The sequence below is a fragment of the Stieleria neptunia genome, from assembly GCF_007754155.1.
In the GTDB taxonomy this organism is placed as follows: Bacteria; Planctomycetota; Planctomycetia; order Pirellulales; family Pirellulaceae; genus Stieleria; species Stieleria neptunia.
Genome location: NZ_CP037423.1, coordinates 1,773,945 through 1,790,176 on the forward strand (window position 1 = coordinate 1,773,945; position 16,232 = coordinate 1,790,176).

Consider the following 16,232-nt stretch of genomic DNA (forward strand, 5'->3'; position numbering starts at 1 on the left):
TTTACTGCCCGGAGTGCCGCCCGCGTATAATAGATCGCACCGAATGCAACGAGCAGGGGTGGAGTCCGATTCCCCTGAGGAACGGCCAGCCGGGACGATCGAACCGGTCGGCCACAGACACGCACGGATAAAGCATACAGCAGGTCCTAAATGATGAGTTCGAAAACGCGATGGATGTTCGCTTTGCCCCCTGCGGTCCGGATCCCCGTGATCGGATTGATTTGCATCGCGATCTGGGGAGACACCGACCGGGGATTTGCCCAGGAATCGGACTGGGCCTTTCCCCGTGGCGACGCCGCCGCGTCGGGGGCGACCACGGCACAGCTGCCCGACGAATTGCAGGTGGCGTGGGAATTCAACGCCGAGGAGGCGATCGAATCGACTCCGATCGTGATCGGCGATCAGGTGTTCGTCGCCGATGTGATGGGGAAAATCTACTGCCTGGCGCGTCGCGACGGACAGGAACGGTGGCGGAAAGATTATCAAACCGGATTCCTGGCCTCGCCGGTGATCGCCGGAGACCGCCTGGTCATCGGCGACTACGACGGCAACCTGTACGCATTATCAGTCAAAGACGGCAGTCAGCTGTGGACCCAAACGACCGACGGCGAGATCAGCGGCTCGGCGGCAATTTACGACGACAAGGTGCTGGTCGCCTGCCAGGACGGCAAGCTGTACTGTTTCGAGCTGGCGAGCGGAGAACCGGTTTGGACCTACGCCGCCGAAGACCAGATCCAATGCTCTCCCACGATCGCGGGCGATCGGACATTTCTGGGCGGTTGTGATGCCAAACTGCACGTGGTCGATTTGAACACGGGCAAGGCCGATGGGGAGGGGATGCCGCTGGAAGGCCCGACCGGCAGCACGCCGGCGATCCGCGGTGAACTCGCCATCCTGCCGACCCACGACGGCTCGGTGTTTGCCTTTGACTGGAAGAACCGGAAACAGCTGTGGCGCTACGAAGACCCGCTGCAGGTCCAAGAGTATCGCAACAGTGCCGCGGTCTCCGGACAGGTCGCCGTCGTCAGCAGCCAGCGCAAGCAAGTCGATGCGCTCGACCTGAAGACGGGCAAACGGATCTGGCGACACACCCTGCGGCGATTCGCCGACGCGTCCCCGGTGATCGCCGGCAACGACGTCTGGATTGCGGCGACCGACGGACGGTTGTTGCGGCTCTCACTGGCCGACGGAACGCTGAAGTGGAGCTATGAGATTCGCGGCAGCTTCGTCGCCGCTGTCGCCGTCACCGACACCGAGCTGTTCGTCGCCGATGATGACGGCGTGGTCCGCTGCTTCCGGGGTAAGGAGTAGGTCACGCTGTGCGTGACGGATGGCATGCACAGCATGCCCTACGCGGAAATGGCATGCACAGCATGCCCTACGCGGAAATGGCATGCACAGCATGCCCTACTTTAGGTTCCATAGACCTGCTTCGGGTCGACCAATCGCGGGTCGACGGTGGTCAGCGAGGCGTCGTGGGGGTCGACCGCGCGAAAGAAACAACTTTGGAATCCCTCGTGACAGGCGGCCCCGACCTGTTCGACGCGCAACAGGATCGTGTCGCGATCGCAATCCACGCGGATCTCTTTGACGCTCTGGCGATGCCCGCTGGTTTCACCCTTCCGCCACAGAGCTTGGCGGCTGCGGCTGTAATAGACGGCTTGACCGGTCGCCAGCGTCTCCCGAAACGCTTCTTCGTTCATCCAGGCCATCATCAGAACGCGGTCGCTGTCGGCATCTTGCGCGATCGCCGGCAACAAACCGTCGGCGCCTCGAGAAAAATCTACTGCGGCGGAGACGTCGATCACGGCAAGTTGTCCGGGGGGGAAGGGAGGAAGGTCGGCAGCGACGATTATAGGCAGATTCGTAGTAAACGGAACGACTGGCACGCCGCCGAAGCCGAATCGTTTCGCCGAGCCCGGCCGCTGAAGGCACCGCCATGGCGCGGACGATAAGCAACCTACACTTTCACGTCACATGGTTGCCGATTCGGGGTTTTCCGTCATGTCACCGACAAAACTATCGATCGTTCTGCCGGTTCGCGATCGGCAACATGAGGTCGTGGAGCGGGTCGAGCACGTCCTGGAAGGCCTGGTCGATCTGACCGACGAGGTCGCGGAGATCATTGTCGTCGACGACGGCAGCCGCGATGAAACGCAAGACATCTTGCAAGAGCTGCACGCCAAGTACCCCCAAGTTCGGATCGCCCGGCACGACCGGCCGCGCGGGATGGAAGCGGCCGGACAAACCGGTTTGGAACGGGCGACCGGAGAGCTGGTGTTCATTCAAGAATCGGACGCCGAGATGCGGATGGACGATCTCCGTCGGCTGCTGGTGATGAGCGAAGACGAGTCGGTCGTTGCGGCACGGGCAGAAAGTCGCCAAGAGCCGCTCGCCCCGCCGCTGTTGAGGCGTTTGCGACAATGGGGCACCGACAAGCATACGACGGTCGAAATCCGAACCGACGTGAGCGCCCCGTGCTCGGTCCAGATGATCCGCCGCCCCCATCTGCAGCGTCTCTCGGCCCCCAAAGGCAAACGTTATTGGTTGGAAGGGCAAACCGATCGAATCAAAAAGGTCGAGCGGGCGAAAGTCGGGGTACGGCTCCGCAATGAAGCGAAGCGTTGAAGCCGTCGTGGATGGACGGGAGGGGTCAAAACGAGCGTTGGATCGAAAACTCGGCGATTTCAATCAGGCAGTTTTTGGCCGCCCCGGTGGGCAGATCGGCAATCGCATCGAGGGCGCGTTGCTTGAATTCGGCCGCCGTCGCGACGGTGAATGCTCTGGCGTCGGATTGATCGAGCCAGGTGCGAATCGGTGAGACTCGGCTGGCGGCCGGACCTTGGAGCACTTTCAAAATGGAGTTTCGCCTGTCGGGGGTTGCCGTTTCCAGCAGGCGGATGATCGGCAGCGTGATTTTTCCCTGTTCCAGATCCGTTCCCAGCGTTTTGCCGACCGCTTCATCGTCGCCCCAAAGGTCCAGGAAATCGTCGGCGATCTGGAACGCGATTCCGAGACTGTTCCCGTATTCGGCAAGTCGATCGATCGTTTCCGCATCGCATCCGGCCTCCGCCGCGGCGAGCGAACAGGCCACGCGGCACAGCTCGGCGGTTTTGCCTTGGATGATGTCGAAATACGTGTCGCGATCGATCTCGAGATCATCGCGACCGAGCACTTGACGCAGCTCGCCTTCGCAAACCAACCGCGCGGCTTGACCGACCCACTGGCAGGTGCGGGTGTTGTCGAGCGTCGCGGCCAACTGAAAACTTTGGGCGAACAGATAATCGCCGAGCAGGATACTGGTGTGATTGTTCCATTGGGCGTTGACGGTGGGGACATGCCGGCGCGTCGCGGCTTCGTCCAACACATCGTCGTGCACCAGCGTCGCCGTATGGACCATCTCCAACACCGCTCCGATGGTGATGTTGCTCGGCCCGACACCCCCGAGCGCTTCGGCCATCAGCAAGTGCACGGCCGGCCGCAGCCGCTTGCCGCCCAGCGCGACACCGTGACGCAACAGCGCCGAAACGCCTTCGAAGGGGCTTTGCAATTGCGAGCGGAGCATTGCCTCGACCTCGGCCAACGGCTCGGCGACGGGGCCATAGAGACGCTGCAGCAGCGGGTTGGCGGGGGGGGCGGTGGTGCCGTTCTTCGGTGCGCGGACCGGGTGATCGGCGACTGGGGGGGATCGGCGGGATTCGCTCCGCGCCGCGCCGCTGCGTGTCTCGCTGCGTGTCTCGCTGACTCGGCTGTCGGCGTCGACCTGTACCGTGTCGGAGCGGTCTCGAAACGTCTCAGAAGCGTCCATTTTCTTACGCGTGTCTGCAGGAAGGGGGGAACGGGTCGAACCGTAGCAATAGAGAGGAAACCGCAATTAGAAACCAAGGACAACGAAATCAAAGGGGGACGATTGGTCGCATTACGAATGCGTCCCCGGATTTCGCACGAACGTCCCTGACTGGCCACCTTCTTTCCCTTCCAGTTGCGTCGGTCCGATCTGCATCGCTCGATCGACGGATTTGAGCATATCGTAAACCGTCAACGCGGCGACACTGGCGCCGGTCAGGGCTTCCATTTCGATGCCGGTCTTTCCCGACGTCGCGCAGGTGACGCGACAAATCAGCTGCGGGGGCGATGTCGGCTGGGGCGGGGCGGTTTCGTCGGCCCATTGAAAGTCGACTTCGGCGGACTCGATCGGGATCGCGTGACAGAGGGGGATCAGGTGGGGTGTCCACTTGGTCGCCGCGATGGCGGCCAGGCGGGCGACCGCCAGCACATCGCCTTTGCGGCTGGCCCCCTGCCGGACCAGTTCGGCGGCTTGGGCATTCATGGAGATCCGCGACGAGGCGGTGGCGATGCGTCGGGTGACGTTTTTGGCCGAGACGTCGACCATGTGGACGTTGCCATCGGCGTCGAAGTGGCTGGAAGGCATTTTAAGTTTCAAGTTTCAAGTTTTAAGTTCCAAAGGTTTGCTGCCGATGGCCGTCGCTGCGATTCTGTAACGAAATCTCTCCACTCCGCAACCCGCTGCCGCCAACTTGAAACTTGAAAAAAAAAACGCCACACATTTGCGGGAAATGTGTGGCGTTCTTGTTGTGGTCGGTGGTGAAGCGAGAGTCCTGCGGCGGCACAAGGCCGGGGCAGGAACCGTTCACACCAGTTCTTTCTTTGCTCCGACGAGCGTTCTCAGTCGTTCAGCCAACAGATGGGCGTCGAACGGTTTTTTGAACGTCTCGTTGATGCTGCTTCGATCAAAACTCATCGGCTGGCCGTCATCGGGCAACAGCGCGATCAGAATGACATCGGTGAAATCCGCATTTTTGCGCAGGTTCTGGCAAATCTGTACGGCTTCGATCTTGCCGATCGAAAAGTCCACGATGATGCAATCTGGCGTGAAGCTTTCGGCTTGAATCCCGGCTTCGAAACCGCTCGCCGCCACGGCGACCTTGAACGATTTTTCCGGCGGTAATTCTCGCTTCAAGTTTTCGATCAAAACTTGATCTTGGGCGACGATCAGGCACTTGGCCATCGCTTCGTCCTCCAAGTCACCCAACGGCATGCCGTGCTCCTTCAGGAACTTGATCAGGTATTCACGCGGAATACGACGATCTTGTGATCCTGGGATTCGGTAGCCTTTCAAACGCCCCGAATCGAACCATTTTGAAACAGTTCGGGGTGCGACTTTGCAAATCTTGGCGACCTGTCCAGTCGTAAAGACCTTCATATCAGGCTCTCCATAACGCCTCGTTGATTATTCCCTCGAACAATGGTGCGTCGGTACCCAATGTTCTCATGGCCTTGGTCGATCAGTTGTGCCGCACGCCTTCTCGTTCGTTTCATCTGTCTCACCGGTCCTGATCGCTGAGACAAAGTCTTACGAACCTGAATGCTGTCGTGTGCTGCAAACCGAACGCTGGGTCAGGCCACCCGGCTCACATCCTGTGACGCTTACCGAACGGGATCACTTGCTAGGTTTCAAACGTTTACAAACGGATCACTCCGCTTTGGTCGGGGTAGATGCTGTGACGTCCGGCGACCAACGCCCAACGTTCCAATCGCGAAACACGGCAGACATGATGATGGGTGTTGTCATCATGCCGGTGTTTACAGGAACGTTCGGCTATAGTCGCCATCTGCCTTCGAGCGTGAGAGGTGTCACGAATGTGACGCCCCCGACTCGACTGCTTTCCCAGAATCCCCCCCTGGGCGGATCAACGATTCGGCTGCCACCAGCCCTCCTGCATCGAGACGGTGAAAACCGCTCTCCGCGAGAGAACCCAGTCGAAAACTGTCGATCCGAGACTTAGTGTCGAGCAAAACCGCCCCAATTCTTTAGGGCGTTTGGAAGGGAACAAGCGTCATGGCCCCTGTGACGGTCCTTGACCGGATCAATCCGGACGGCCGGTTGGATGCCGGTGATGCAAAACACCCGTGTTTCCGCAACTTTCGACACTGAAGACGCGGATTTTGTTGCACCGAAACAGACGATTTGCGAAGAAAAAAAACTTTTTATAAAGTTCATTTTCGTCCCCGATCGGTCTAGACAGCATGCCAATCGACGAGTCATCTGGCCGCAAAATCGGTCGCCACTTCACGTCTTTCCGTTTCCCTTCAAACCATCACCATGCAAGACAACGCTCGCGCCTTCTTTGAACAAGCCATCGCCACGCCCAGTCCTTCGGGATACGAAGAGCGGATCCAGAAACTGATTCGGGATTACATCACTCCCCATGCCGACCGCGTTCGCATCGACGTGCACGGCAACCTGATCGCCGAGATCGGCAACGCTGACGGACCGCGACTGATGTTGGCCGGACACTGCGATCAAATCGGGATGCTGGTTTCCCACATCGATGAAAACGGTTTTGTGTACGCGCAAACCATCGGCGGTTGGGATCCCCAACAGTTGATCGGACAAGCGATGTCGATCTGGACGGACTCCGGAGAAGTCCCCGCCGTCATCAGCCGCAAACCCATTCACTTGCTCAACCAGGACGAACGGAAAAAAGTCGTCGGCCTGGACGAAATGTGGTTGGACGTCGGGGCGAGTTGCGACAAACAGGCGCGCGAGAAGATTCGCATCGGCGACCCGATCACGTTGGACCTGCAGCTCCGCCCGCTGATGAATTCACTCGTCAGCGGTCCCGGGATGGATAACAAGACCGGGATGTGGACGGTGATCGAAGCGTTGCGACGGGCGAAAGCACTGGCCGGCGCCGGTGGGCTCGGCTGCCACCTGCATAGCGTCTCCACCGTGCAAGAAGAAATCGGGCTGCGCGGCGCCAAAACCGCCGCCGGTGGAATCCATCCCGACGTCGCCATCGCCGTCGACGTGACCCACGCTTCGGATTGCCCCACCATCGACAAGAACAAACAAGGCGATCTCCGCCTCGGTGGCGGACCGGTGATCTTTCGCGGACCCAACATCAATCCCAAAGTCGCCGCGCGGCTGATCGAACTGGCCGAAACCAACAACATCCCCTACCAACTGGCCGCCATCGGTCGAGCCACCCCCAACGACGCCAACGTCTTGCAACTCCACGGCGCCGGCGTCGCCACCGGGCTGGTCGCGATCCCCAACCGCTACATGCACTCGGCCGTCGAAGCGATCTCGCTGGACGACATCGATCACGTCGCGCAACTTCTCGCCCACTTCGCTGCGGCGCTGAAGTCAGATGATGACTTCACGCCGGGGGGGCAGATTTAGGTTTCAAGTTTCAGGTTTCAAGTTTCAAGTTTCAAGTTTCAAGTTTCAAGTTTCAGGTTTCAGGTTTCAGGTTTCAGGTTCAAACGGGAGGTTGAGATGGCCGCGATTACGAGGTTTGAGGACATTTTGGCTTGGCAAAAGGGCCGTGAGTTGACCCAGCTGATTTATCGATGCTCACGTCAGGACGATTTTGCGCGAGACTTCGCGCTGAAAGATCAGATACGAAGGGCTTCGATTTCGATCACATCCAACATCGCAGAGGGATTTGAACGGGATGGCAACAAGGAATTTGTCCAATTCCTTTCGCATGCCAAGGCCTCGTGCGGCGAGGTTCGATCCCAGCTCTACGTTGCTTACGATGAACGCTACCTCGACGAGCCCGAGTTTGAGGACCTACAGAACAAATGTCGTGAAATCAGCCGACTGATCAACGGATTCATCAACTACCTGAACAAATCTGATTTTCGCGGTCGAAAGTACATCCGAGAACTTCGCGAACCCTACATGGTCGATAGCCAAATCTGCTGAAGTGACTTGAAACTTGAAACTTGAAACTTGAAACTTGAAACCTATTTAACCCGGCGGAGCCGTTCCAGCGGGACGTAGTAGCGCGAGTAGCGTTTGCCGTCGTTGAACTTTTGACCCGCCGCGTTGGGGACCAGCACGGTCGCACGGCGGGTGATGCGGTTGACGCGGCCTTGCATGCGGTGGCCTTCGTGGAAAAAGAAGACGTCATCGCCGACGCGGATGTTGAAACGCACCGCGGCGCGTTCGCGTTGGGTGATCAAGTTGTGTTGATAGTCGGTGTGGCCGAAGTACCGATTGGCGATCGATTGGTAACGGGCCTCGCTGCAATTGCCGTCGTTCCATATCAACATTTCGACCAGATGCACGAATTCGTGTTCGGCGATGCGTTGCATCGCCTCCAAGCGGTCGCGGCACACGCACCCGGCCACCTCGATCGGACGCGAGACGTCTTCAAAGGTTTGGAACAGCAGCGTGCTGGAAAGCACCAATTCAAAGTTTCGCCGACCGTCATAGTTGCCTTCGGGATACTGGGTGACCAGCTTGCCGCCGACGCTGGTCATCCGCGACGACAAATGGAACGTGATCCCTTCGGCCGAGGCCGCGCTGAGAATCTTGCCGTCGAAGAAGCGGTCGTCGTACAACCGGATCATCCTGGAAACGTCTTCGGGCGAAACCTTTTGGAAGTTCGGCCCGTCGATGCAGCGGCTGGTCAACAGCATCTGCTCATAGATCTGGCGTCGCCACTGATCCCGCTGCGACGCGGGAAACGTCCGGATGGCGACTTCCCCGGCGAGTTGCCCCAAGACCTCGGGATCACGCGGCGAAGGCCCAGCAGAAGGCCCAGCGGAGGGCATGCCAGGCGATGTCGCCCGCGTCTTGCCGGTTCGGTGGCGTGTTTTTTTCCAAGCGCTGGTCTGCCGATGCGTCATCCTGAAGCTCACGGTGGGAAGGATGCGAGCATTCTAGCCGATCAAGGCAGATGGGGAGTAGCTCAATCGAACCCACACTCGTTCCCAGGCTCGGGAGATCGATTGTGTAACGGCAGCTTTTGGAAACCGATTGAGTCTCTCTCCCTCTGGGAGAGACGGCGTTTGCGCAGCAAGCAAACGCCAGAGAGGGCCGGCGGCTCGCAAAAGTCTTGACGACTTCCGCGACGATTAAATCCGTCACTGATACGATTGAGGTTCCCCGCCTCCGAGTCGCGAGGCGGAGCCTCGTGAGAAGTGCGTTACGAGGCGGAGCCTCGTAACGAGAATCCGCTACCCGCCGCATCGAGATCACCTGGCAACTCGATGAACGAATCGGCATCGTGTTGACGTTGGACCGCGTCTGTCCAATCCACGTCGACATGCGCCAACGCATGGTCGACGGCCTGCGACGACAGGGGTTCGGCGGATGCGACTTGCTTGATTCCACTCACTTCAGCGGGCAAGGAATCGATGTCTCCCTCCAACCGCTCCTCCGCCGCCACCGCGGGTCGCTGGGGCAAAAAATCGGAGGGGGCGGGAACACCATCTCCCGTCTTCGTCCGAACGTCAGTCGACGATGTGGCCGAGGTCGCGATCTGCGAATCTGTGACGTCACCAGCCGACGTCAGTCCCGCGGCGGCAAAGGCGACCGAGTTCAACGTGCTGACCTTGCCGATCGAATCACTCGACGTGGCCTGCCCAACGGTTCCGCTGGCGAGCAATTCCCGTAACTCGGCCGAGGTGAGCTGCGGGTTGGCCGACAACGTCAACGCGGCCACGCCGGCCACATGCGGACTGGCCATGCTGGTCCCGCTCAATGATCGATACCCGCCGCCGGCGTAGGTGCTGACAACACTCACGCCGGGAGCGTCGACTTGGACCGCGCCGCTGCCGCCGACCTCGTTGCTGAATCCTGCGACGCGGCCGGACGAGTCGTAGGCGCCGACCGAAAGCACGCTGGTCGATTCGGCGCTGTGCCGGGCCGGATAGCTGGGGCTGGCCGCCGATTCGTTCCCGGCCGCAGCGATCACCAACGACCCCAAGGAGGTCGCGTAGTCGATCGCGCTGGCAATCCGTGAACTGACGCCGCCGCCGAGGCTGAGGTTGATGATTTGTGCGCCCAAATCGGCCGCGTAGCGAATGCCGGCGGCCACGCCGGCATCGGATCCGCTGCCGGAATCGTCGAGCACGCGAACGGGCAGGATTTTGGCGTCCGGGGCCACCCCGGTCACGCCGAAACCGTTGTCGCCCGCCGCGATCGTTCCGGCCACGTGCGTCCCGTGTCCGTTGCCGTCGTCGGGGACCGCGTCACCGGATACAAAATCGTATCCCGTGATGTCGTCGACATACCCGTTGCGATCATCGTCGATCCCGTTGCCAGGGATCTCGCCCGGATTGATGTACAAGTTGTGGGCCAAGTCGGGATGATCCAGATCGACTCCGGTGTCAATCACGGCAACGGTGACGCCTTGCCCGCGGTAACCGGCCGCCCAGGCTTCCGGTGCCGCGACGGCATTGATGTTCCAATCCTGGCTGCCGCCGAAATAGGCCACGTCTGCCAACGGCGTCACGGTGCTCGGTTCGGGCGGCGCCGGTTGCTGAGGTTCCGGCGTCGGCGCCGCTGGCGGTGTTGCAACCGCTGGGGATTGCGACGTTTGAACGTCCAAGGTCAGTCGATAGGAAATGCTGCGATAATCGACCGAGGATATCGCGAGGTAGTATTCGCCACCCGGCAGGGATCCCGAAAGCGATTCGCTACGGTTGGATGATCGTTTCGAGGAACCGATCAGATTGCCGTTGCGATCCAGCACATACAGATCTGCATCGCGATTGAGTTGATCCAGCGTGATCCGCACCTTGGCATCGGAAGCGACTTCGAAACGAACCACATCGATCCGGTCGAACCAACTGAGTCGCCCGGCCCGTTGCAGCGTTCCGTCGACCACGCCCAAGTCGGCCGCCGTCCGCATCGTGTCCCCGGCGGCATCGGAGGCGGTGAAATTGACAGCAAGGTCTTGGATTTGTTGGGCGACGCTTTCGATCGCTGAGCTGTCATCAATCGGATGCTGTGAAAGAGAAAGTGAATCGCCGGCAAGCAGTCGACGCGTTTCGAGGGATTCGACCCCGAGCCGTCGGTAACTGGCAAAATGAACACCACCACGAAATCCTTTTCGTCGACGCATCACAGACCCACCACACACTGGCAAGAATTAGAACGGGGAACCCAGCGAGTTCGAGCCGACCGTATCAGAACCGATCCGCCGGGTCAGGTTCAATTTTGTCGTGTGGTTCCTACCTCCGGATCGACACCGTGTAGCCGCCGCGATTGTTGCCCAGGTCGCCGAGGTGGTCGTTGATTCGAAACAGCAACCAACAGTGCTTGTCGATGACGAGTTCGGTGTCGGATTCGACGCTGCGGACGAGCAGTGGCTGGAGCTGTCGTTGCTCGTCGGTTTTGTTGGGCAACACGCACACCAGTAACTGCCCGAGCGGTCGATCGTTGGCGTATTGAATCGTGACTCCGGGCGGTTCGCTGATCCAGGGTTTCGGATCGTCGTCGAGACTGCATCGTCCGCGCGGCGAGATTTTGACGCGCATGCCGGGGGCGAATCGAACGCCGACACTCTGCCAGCCACGATCAGCCTGGATCGTCGTCTCGATCGGGTTGCCCCGCCAAAGTTTGTCGCCGATCGCCAAGTCGATTCGCTCGCGAGGCCAATCAAAACCATAGTCGATGGTGTTCGTCAACATCCGCCAGCGGGCTTGCACGATCGGCCACTGTCGGCTCAATCGTCGTTTGAAGGCGATCGAAAACGCGACGGTTCGCAGGCTGCCATTGTTGGCTTCGGCCAAGACGGCCGGTCGATAGTCGGGGTATTCGGTCAGCAACATCGCCGCGACCCAGCTCCAGCCGTACGATTCAACGTCGCTTTTCAAATCCGGCGGGTACTGGAGCACGGCATCGAGCGTCGGAATTCGCTGTTCGTCGCGACGTTGTGAAAGAAGCTTGAAACGCCCCCAGTAGGGAACGACTTGCGTTGATTCGGGGACCACGTTGACTTCGACCTGACGACCCGTGCCGCGGTGAACGCTCAACATTTCTGCCAGCCCTTCGGCGAACCAAGACGGCCCGGTGCCGCCGAACAGTTCGATGGCCAGTGCATGCACGCCCTCGTGCAACAGCAAATGCCGTGTGTAGTAATCGCTTCGTTGACGGATCACCCAGATGTTCGAATCGACGGCGTAGCCGAAGGGGAAATTCAAATCTGGCGGCAGATCCCCGCTGTCACGAAACCGCTGCGGATCGGCCATCACAAATGCGTCGACCTGCCATCGAGCCAGCGTTCCGGGCGGCAGTTGCCAAAACCGTTCCCATTGGGGCACCGCGGCGTCAAAGGCTTCCACCAGTTCGACCAACGATTCCCGTGAGCCCGAATCCGATTTCAGCACAATGTGCTTGCCCTCCACCGCCTGCATTGGGGGCGGCGATTGCGCCGAGGTGTCCGGAGCACTCAGCGCCGCGATGCTGATCAAGCCGATCAGTGTTAGAATGCCGCGGCGGCAGCGGGCATGCACCTGCATTCCAAACATGCGCCGCAACATGCCATCTCGCGCCGTGTCGGAGCGGCATCCGACGTTGCCTAAACGATCTTCAAAAGATGAAACCATTGCACCATTGTAACCATCAGGCCACGAAACGACGATTCACCTTTGCAACGTCGCGGTGGTCGCTGCTGGTCCGCCCACTTCTGTTGTGCCCGCTGTTGATCTGCACCGCGGCATGCGTTCCGAAGGCGGAGCGGGACGTGGTGGTCTATTCGGCGCTCGACGAGCAGTTCGCGACACCGATTTTTGCGGCTTATGAACGAAGTGTGGACTATGAGACCGGGATCGTCGGCAAATTTGATGTCGAATCGACGAAAACCGTCGGCTTGGTCAATCAAATTCTCGCCGAACAGAATTCGCCGGTTTGTGACGTGTTTTGGAACAACGAGATCATGCACACCGTTCGATTGCAGAAACTCGGTCTGCTGAAACCGCGGACATGGGCCGTCGCCCCGGGCTGGCCCAGCGACATGATCGCCAGCGACGGTTCGTGGTGCGGGTTCGCCGCCCGGGCACGCGTGTTGCTGATCAACACCGACATGATTCCTTCCAAAGATGACTACCCCGCCAGCGTGGCCGATCTGATCGATCCGAAATGGAAACACAACTGCGCGATGGCTCGACCGTTGTTCGGCACCACGGCGACTCATTTTGCGGTGCTCCGCGTCCGCGACGGTCATGATGAAACGCTGCAGTTTTTAAAACAGATTCACGACAACGCGGTGGTGTTGTCGGGGAACAAGCAGGTCGCCCTGGCGGTCGCGGCCGGCGAAGTCGCCTGGGGGCTGACCGATACCGACGACGCGATCATTGAAAAAGATCAATTGCGAAAGGTCGCGATCGTCTTTCCGGACCAGCAACCCGACCAACCGGGTACCCTGCGGATTCCCAACACCTTGGCGATCTTGAAAGACGCCCCCCACCCCGTCGCCGCCGAAACACTTGCCGACTACCTGGTTTCTGCCCAAACCGAAGACCGACTGGCGATGGGCGACAGCAGCCAATTACCGATCAGCCGCGACAGCGAGTACCGGCCGCGTGTGATGCCGAGCGAACCGGTGCGTTGGATGAAGGTTGATTTCGAAGCCGCCGCGGAAGGCTGGACCGAGTGGGCCGAAGAAGTGATGGCGGTGTTCCCGGATTGAAGAAACGTGTAGGTCACGCTGTGCGTGACGGATGGCATGCACAGCATGCCCTACGCGAAAATGGCATGCACAGCATGCCCTACAAATCCTACTGATTGAGCGCCATTTGGACGATGTTGGTGACGATTTTCGCGGCGTCTTCGGTTCCGTAACCGGGGCACTGGACGGAATTTTGACTTTCCAACGCGCAACTGATGTCCAGCGGTGAAAACACCACCGCGACCACGTCATCGACCTCGGCGTATTCCAGGATGGGCGGTGAGGTTTGCCGGCGGATTTGTTGCCCACTGGCTCCGCGACCGATCCGCCGGATGGTGACCGAACGCAAATCGTAACCGAAGTACTGCGGGGTCAGCATGGGATGATCCGAGGGCATCGATTGCAGCGAGTTTTGGCCCAGCACCGCCGCAAACTCACGGCGAAACGCTTGGGCGAACGCTTCGTCGCCACAGATCGCGGTGCCCAGAATCACGCCGCCGCGTTGGACGAATTGGCCCAGCGCGTCGCGTTGCTGGGCGGTCAACACAAAGTCGCGTCGGCCGTGGACCCACAGCACCGACACCTCGGCCAAGTCTTGTTCGTCAAACCGGACCGGGTCTTCGGGCACGCTGATCGCGACCTGCGTTTGCTTGCGGAGGATGGCCGAGGCGTTGGGCAGCGCGCGGCGTGCGTCTTCGCCGCCGGCGCCGACATCCAGCCGAGCGATTCGCGTTGTCCCCCGCTCGGTCAATTCCATCGCGTCGGCTTGCAGCACGATCTGGGCGTCTAGCTTGTCTTTCAATTCACGCCCGGTCGCATACGCGATGATGTTTTGTCCGATTCGAATCGAATGATCGATTTGGCGTCGAACCGGATCGTCGGCTTCACCACGTTGAAACAACCGGTCGCCTAATTCCCAGCGACAGGTCAGACTTTGCGGAACATAAAAGACGGCGGTACGACAGCAGGCTTGGACACCGTAAACCCAAAACCCGTTGGGCATCGCGGAGACATCCACCTTGCGTTCGGCGTTCCACACCGGATGCGATGTCGGCAAGCGTTCCAGCGGGGCGTTGGGATACCACTGGGCGCAGAGGTTGGCGACGCTGTTTTGAAAATTTGCCGCGTTGCCACATCCGCTGTCACCGCTGGCGTCAAACACGATCGTGCCGCCCTGGTCCACGTAATCCTTCAGCAACTCGCTTTTCTCGGCGCTCAATGCCAGAGTTTCTTTGCCGCTGATGACCAACACCGGTGTTTGCAGCAAATCGATCAAGCTGGCGTTTTCAATTTGGACCGTTTGCCAGGTCAGGTCGCGTCCCCAAGCCCGTTCGACATGTCGCACCAATTGCCGCAACGCGTCGGGGTGGGGTTGCCATTCCGGCCGGTCGGTCTGGTCGCGTTCCAATTGCCCGACGACGACTTGGCGTTTGCCTTTGGATAGAAACAACAACGCGAACGACGTGGCGACGGTGGGACGTTCCCACTGTCCGCCTTCCCAGAACCCTTGAAAGCCGTCCTGTTGGCGGATCAGTCGTTCGGCGCCTTCGCGATACCAATCGTGACCGCCAAAAAAACGGCGTCCGGAAAGCCGCCCCGTCCGTTCGATGGCATAGAGATAGTAGTAGTAGGTGTCGGCGCTGCCGCCGGGATTCACTTCGGCGCTGAATCGTTTCCCCAGCCAATCGATGCCGCGGGCGATCGGATCTTGCTCCGTGGGATCCCCCCCGCAACATTCGATTTTGCCGTCCTTGACCGAGGAACTGGCATTGCCCAGGCGGCCGTTGGCGATGATCAGCGAGGCGATCCCGGCACAGGTCATGCTTCCCGTCGGCGCACCGCCGGTGTAGCTCCAGCCGCCGTTGGGATTTTGCTGTAACTCCCAATAGTCGATCGCTTGCTCAAACACCTCCGGCTTGACCGCAACACCACGGTCTTGGGCCGCCCCAAGGGCCAGGAGCGCGAATTGCGCGTTCGAGGGGTCGCCGCCGAATTGTCGTTTGCCGCCGTAGCTCCACGCCCCCGTGGCCGTCTGAGCTTCGGTCAACCAGGTCACGTTGTTTCGAATCCGCGGCAAATCATTGGCCGAGCCATGCTGACAAAACACAAGCGTTTGCAGCGCGACCGAGTACGTGCTCTCGGCAACCGTGGCCCGCAGGTACGTCATCGCTTGCTTGATCGCAGGGTCGTCACGCGAGACGCCGGCATTGAGCAGCGCCAGTGTGCACAGGGAGGAAAGGCCGCACGACTGGCCCTGAAACTCATCCCAGCCGCCGCGATCGTTTTGGCTGCTGCGAAGATAGGTAACCCCACGATCGATCGCACGACTGACCGCCGCGGCATCCACCTCGGCGTGGACCTTGGAGGGAATGGCCCCGAACGTGACAACGACAGACAGAAATAGAGTGATGCGGCGTAACAATCGGTGGTCCCCCCCTTACCAGTAACCCATGCCTGCATCTTACACTGGTTGGACCGCGCGGGCGATGGTGAGACCCGTACGTCGGTGACGCCCGTACGCCTAACGCTGTGAAGCATTTTCCCCATGTGTTTCTTGAGGTTTTAGCGGCAGGGCGCGAGCCCTCCGGTTCTTCCTCTCTGCCAAAACACCGGAGGGCTTGCGCCCTACCGCTAAAAAAATGCTTCACAGCGTAGCCGTACGCCGGTGCGATCCGGTTGATATCATTCGATTCGGTAGGCATTGCCCCTCGCCGGCGTTTTTCAGCTTTCGGTCTGTGCCGAGACATTCTTCAAAATCTAATTGCAAGGTAGCTGCCCTATCGTGAGCGCCCCGACTCC

The 16,232-nt window shown here is 59.9% G+C and carries 13 protein-coding genes; 5 read left to right on the forward strand and 8 right to left on the reverse strand.

From position 1 onward, the window contains the following. The first annotated feature begins 150 nt into the window (after nucleotides 1-150). On the forward strand, nucleotides 151-1,311 hold the full coding sequence (locus Enr13x_RS06195) for an outer membrane protein assembly factor BamB family protein (protein WP_145385204.1): 1,161 nt from the start codon (nucleotides 151-153) through the stop codon (nucleotides 1,309-1,311). A 101-nt stretch (nucleotides 1,312-1,412) separates the two neighbouring features. Here the strand turns inward: Enr13x_RS06195 and hisI are convergent, their stop codons facing one another. After that, nucleotides 1,413-1,808: a phosphoribosyl-AMP cyclohydrolase gene (hisI, locus tag Enr13x_RS06200; RefSeq protein WP_145385205.1), complete on the reverse strand. Its 396-nt coding sequence runs from the start codon at nucleotides 1,806-1,808 to the stop codon at nucleotides 1,413-1,415. A 196-nt stretch (nucleotides 1,809-2,004) separates the two neighbouring features. Between hisI and Enr13x_RS06205 the strand changes: the two genes are divergently transcribed. Then, the gene (locus Enr13x_RS06205) at nucleotides 2,005-2,628 is read left to right on the forward strand and encodes a glycosyltransferase family 2 protein (protein ID WP_197455835.1); all 624 of its coding nucleotides are present in this window, start codon (nucleotides 2,005-2,007) and stop codon (nucleotides 2,626-2,628) included. A 25-nt stretch (nucleotides 2,629-2,653) separates the two neighbouring features. Here Enr13x_RS06205 and Enr13x_RS06210 read toward each other — a convergent pair whose 3' ends face one another. From Enr13x_RS06210 to Enr13x_RS06220, 3 genes are all read right to left on the reverse strand, one after another. Beyond that, nucleotides 2,654-3,808, reverse strand: a complete 1,155-nt coding sequence (locus tag Enr13x_RS06210) for a polyprenyl synthetase family protein (RefSeq protein ID WP_197455836.1) — start codon at nucleotides 3,806-3,808, stop codon at nucleotides 2,654-2,656. Nucleotides 3,809-3,919: 111 nt separating this feature from the next. Next, entirely contained in the window at nucleotides 3,920-4,432 is a 513-nt protein-coding gene (gene moaC / locus Enr13x_RS06215) for a cyclic pyranopterin monophosphate synthase MoaC (protein ID WP_145385207.1), read from the reverse strand. A 219-nt stretch (nucleotides 4,433-4,651) separates the two neighbouring features. Next, nucleotides 4,652-5,224: a response regulator gene (locus Enr13x_RS06220; RefSeq protein WP_094412462.1), complete on the reverse strand. Its 573-nt coding sequence runs from the start codon at nucleotides 5,222-5,224 to the stop codon at nucleotides 4,652-4,654. A gap of 900 nt (nucleotides 5,225-6,124) precedes the next feature. Here Enr13x_RS06220 and Enr13x_RS06225 point away from each other — a divergent pair. Both Enr13x_RS06225 and Enr13x_RS06230 read left to right on the forward strand, forming a co-directional pair. After that, nucleotides 6,125-7,207, forward strand: a complete 1,083-nt coding sequence (locus tag Enr13x_RS06225; RefSeq protein ID WP_145385208.1) for a M42 family metallopeptidase — start codon at nucleotides 6,125-6,127, stop codon at nucleotides 7,205-7,207. Between the two features lie 96 nt (nucleotides 7,208-7,303). Then, on the forward strand, nucleotides 7,304-7,735 hold the full coding sequence (locus tag Enr13x_RS06230; protein ID WP_145385209.1) for a four helix bundle protein: 432 nt from the start codon (nucleotides 7,304-7,306) through the stop codon (nucleotides 7,733-7,735). Between the two features lie 41 nt (nucleotides 7,736-7,776). On the opposite strand, the gene Enr13x_RS06235 is transcribed toward Enr13x_RS06230, so the two are convergent. The 3 genes from Enr13x_RS06235 to Enr13x_RS06245 form a co-directional block, all read right to left on the reverse strand. Next, entirely contained in the window at nucleotides 7,777-8,664 is an 888-nt protein-coding gene (locus tag Enr13x_RS06235; protein ID WP_145385210.1) for a hypothetical protein, read from the reverse strand. Nucleotides 8,665-8,963: 299 nt separating this feature from the next. Next, complete coding sequence (locus tag Enr13x_RS06240; protein ID WP_145385211.1) at nucleotides 8,964-10,886, reverse strand: S8 family serine peptidase; 1,923 nt, start codon at nucleotides 10,884-10,886, stop codon at nucleotides 8,964-8,966. 109 nt (nucleotides 10,887-10,995) lie between these two features. Further along, entirely contained in the window at nucleotides 10,996-12,372 is a 1,377-nt protein-coding gene (locus Enr13x_RS06245) for a hypothetical protein (protein ID WP_145385212.1), read from the reverse strand. On the opposite strand from Enr13x_RS06245, the gene Enr13x_RS06250 reads away from it, so the two are divergent. Beyond that, on the forward strand, nucleotides 12,363-13,454 hold the full coding sequence (locus Enr13x_RS06250) for an extracellular solute-binding protein (RefSeq protein WP_145385213.1): 1,092 nt from the start codon (nucleotides 12,363-12,365) through the stop codon (nucleotides 13,452-13,454). The genes Enr13x_RS06245 and Enr13x_RS06250 overlap by 10 nt on opposite strands. A gap of 88 nt (nucleotides 13,455-13,542) precedes the next feature. Here Enr13x_RS06250 and Enr13x_RS06255 read toward each other — a convergent pair whose 3' ends face one another. Then, nucleotides 13,543-15,855, reverse strand: a complete 2,313-nt coding sequence (locus Enr13x_RS06255; RefSeq protein WP_145385214.1) for a DUF4159 domain-containing protein — start codon at nucleotides 15,853-15,855, stop codon at nucleotides 13,543-13,545. Nucleotides 15,856-16,232: the final 377 nt, after the last annotated feature.

Excerpts from the sequence above, each read along its gene's own strand:
- Enr13x_RS06195 (WP_145385204.1), top strand. The coding sequence starts at position 151 with ATGATGAGTTCGAAAACGCGATGGATGTTCGCTTTGCCCCCTGCGGTC.
- Enr13x_RS06205 (WP_197455835.1), top strand. The coding sequence starts at position 2,005 with ATGTCACCGACAAAACTATCGATCGTTCTGCCGGTTCGCGATCGGCAA.
- Enr13x_RS06210 (WP_197455836.1), bottom strand. The coding sequence starts at position 3,808 with ATGGACGCTTCTGAGACGTTTCGAGACCGCTCCGACACGGTACAGGTC.
- moaC (WP_145385207.1), bottom strand. The coding sequence starts at position 4,432 with ATGCCTTCCAGCCACTTCGACGCCGATGGCAACGTCCACATGGTCGAC.
- Enr13x_RS06220 (WP_094412462.1), bottom strand. The coding sequence starts at position 5,224 with ATGAAGGTCTTTACGACTGGACAGGTCGCCAAGATTTGCAAAGTCGCA.
- Enr13x_RS06225 (WP_145385208.1), top strand. The coding sequence starts at position 6,125 with ATGCAAGACAACGCTCGCGCCTTCTTTGAACAAGCCATCGCCACGCCC.
- Enr13x_RS06230 (WP_145385209.1), top strand. The coding sequence starts at position 7,304 with ATGGCCGCGATTACGAGGTTTGAGGACATTTTGGCTTGGCAAAAGGGC.
- Enr13x_RS06235 (WP_145385210.1), bottom strand. The coding sequence starts at position 8,664 with ATGACGCATCGGCAGACCAGCGCTTGGAAAAAAACACGCCACCGAACC.
- Enr13x_RS06240 (WP_145385211.1), bottom strand. The coding sequence starts at position 10,886 with ATGCGTCGACGAAAAGGATTTCGTGGTGGTGTTCATTTTGCCAGTTAC.
- Enr13x_RS06250 (WP_145385213.1), top strand. The coding sequence starts at position 12,363 with ATGAAACCATTGCACCATTGTAACCATCAGGCCACGAAACGACGATTC.
- Enr13x_RS06245 (WP_145385212.1), bottom strand. The coding sequence starts at position 12,372 with ATGGTTTCATCTTTTGAAGATCGTTTAGGCAACGTCGGATGCCGCTCC.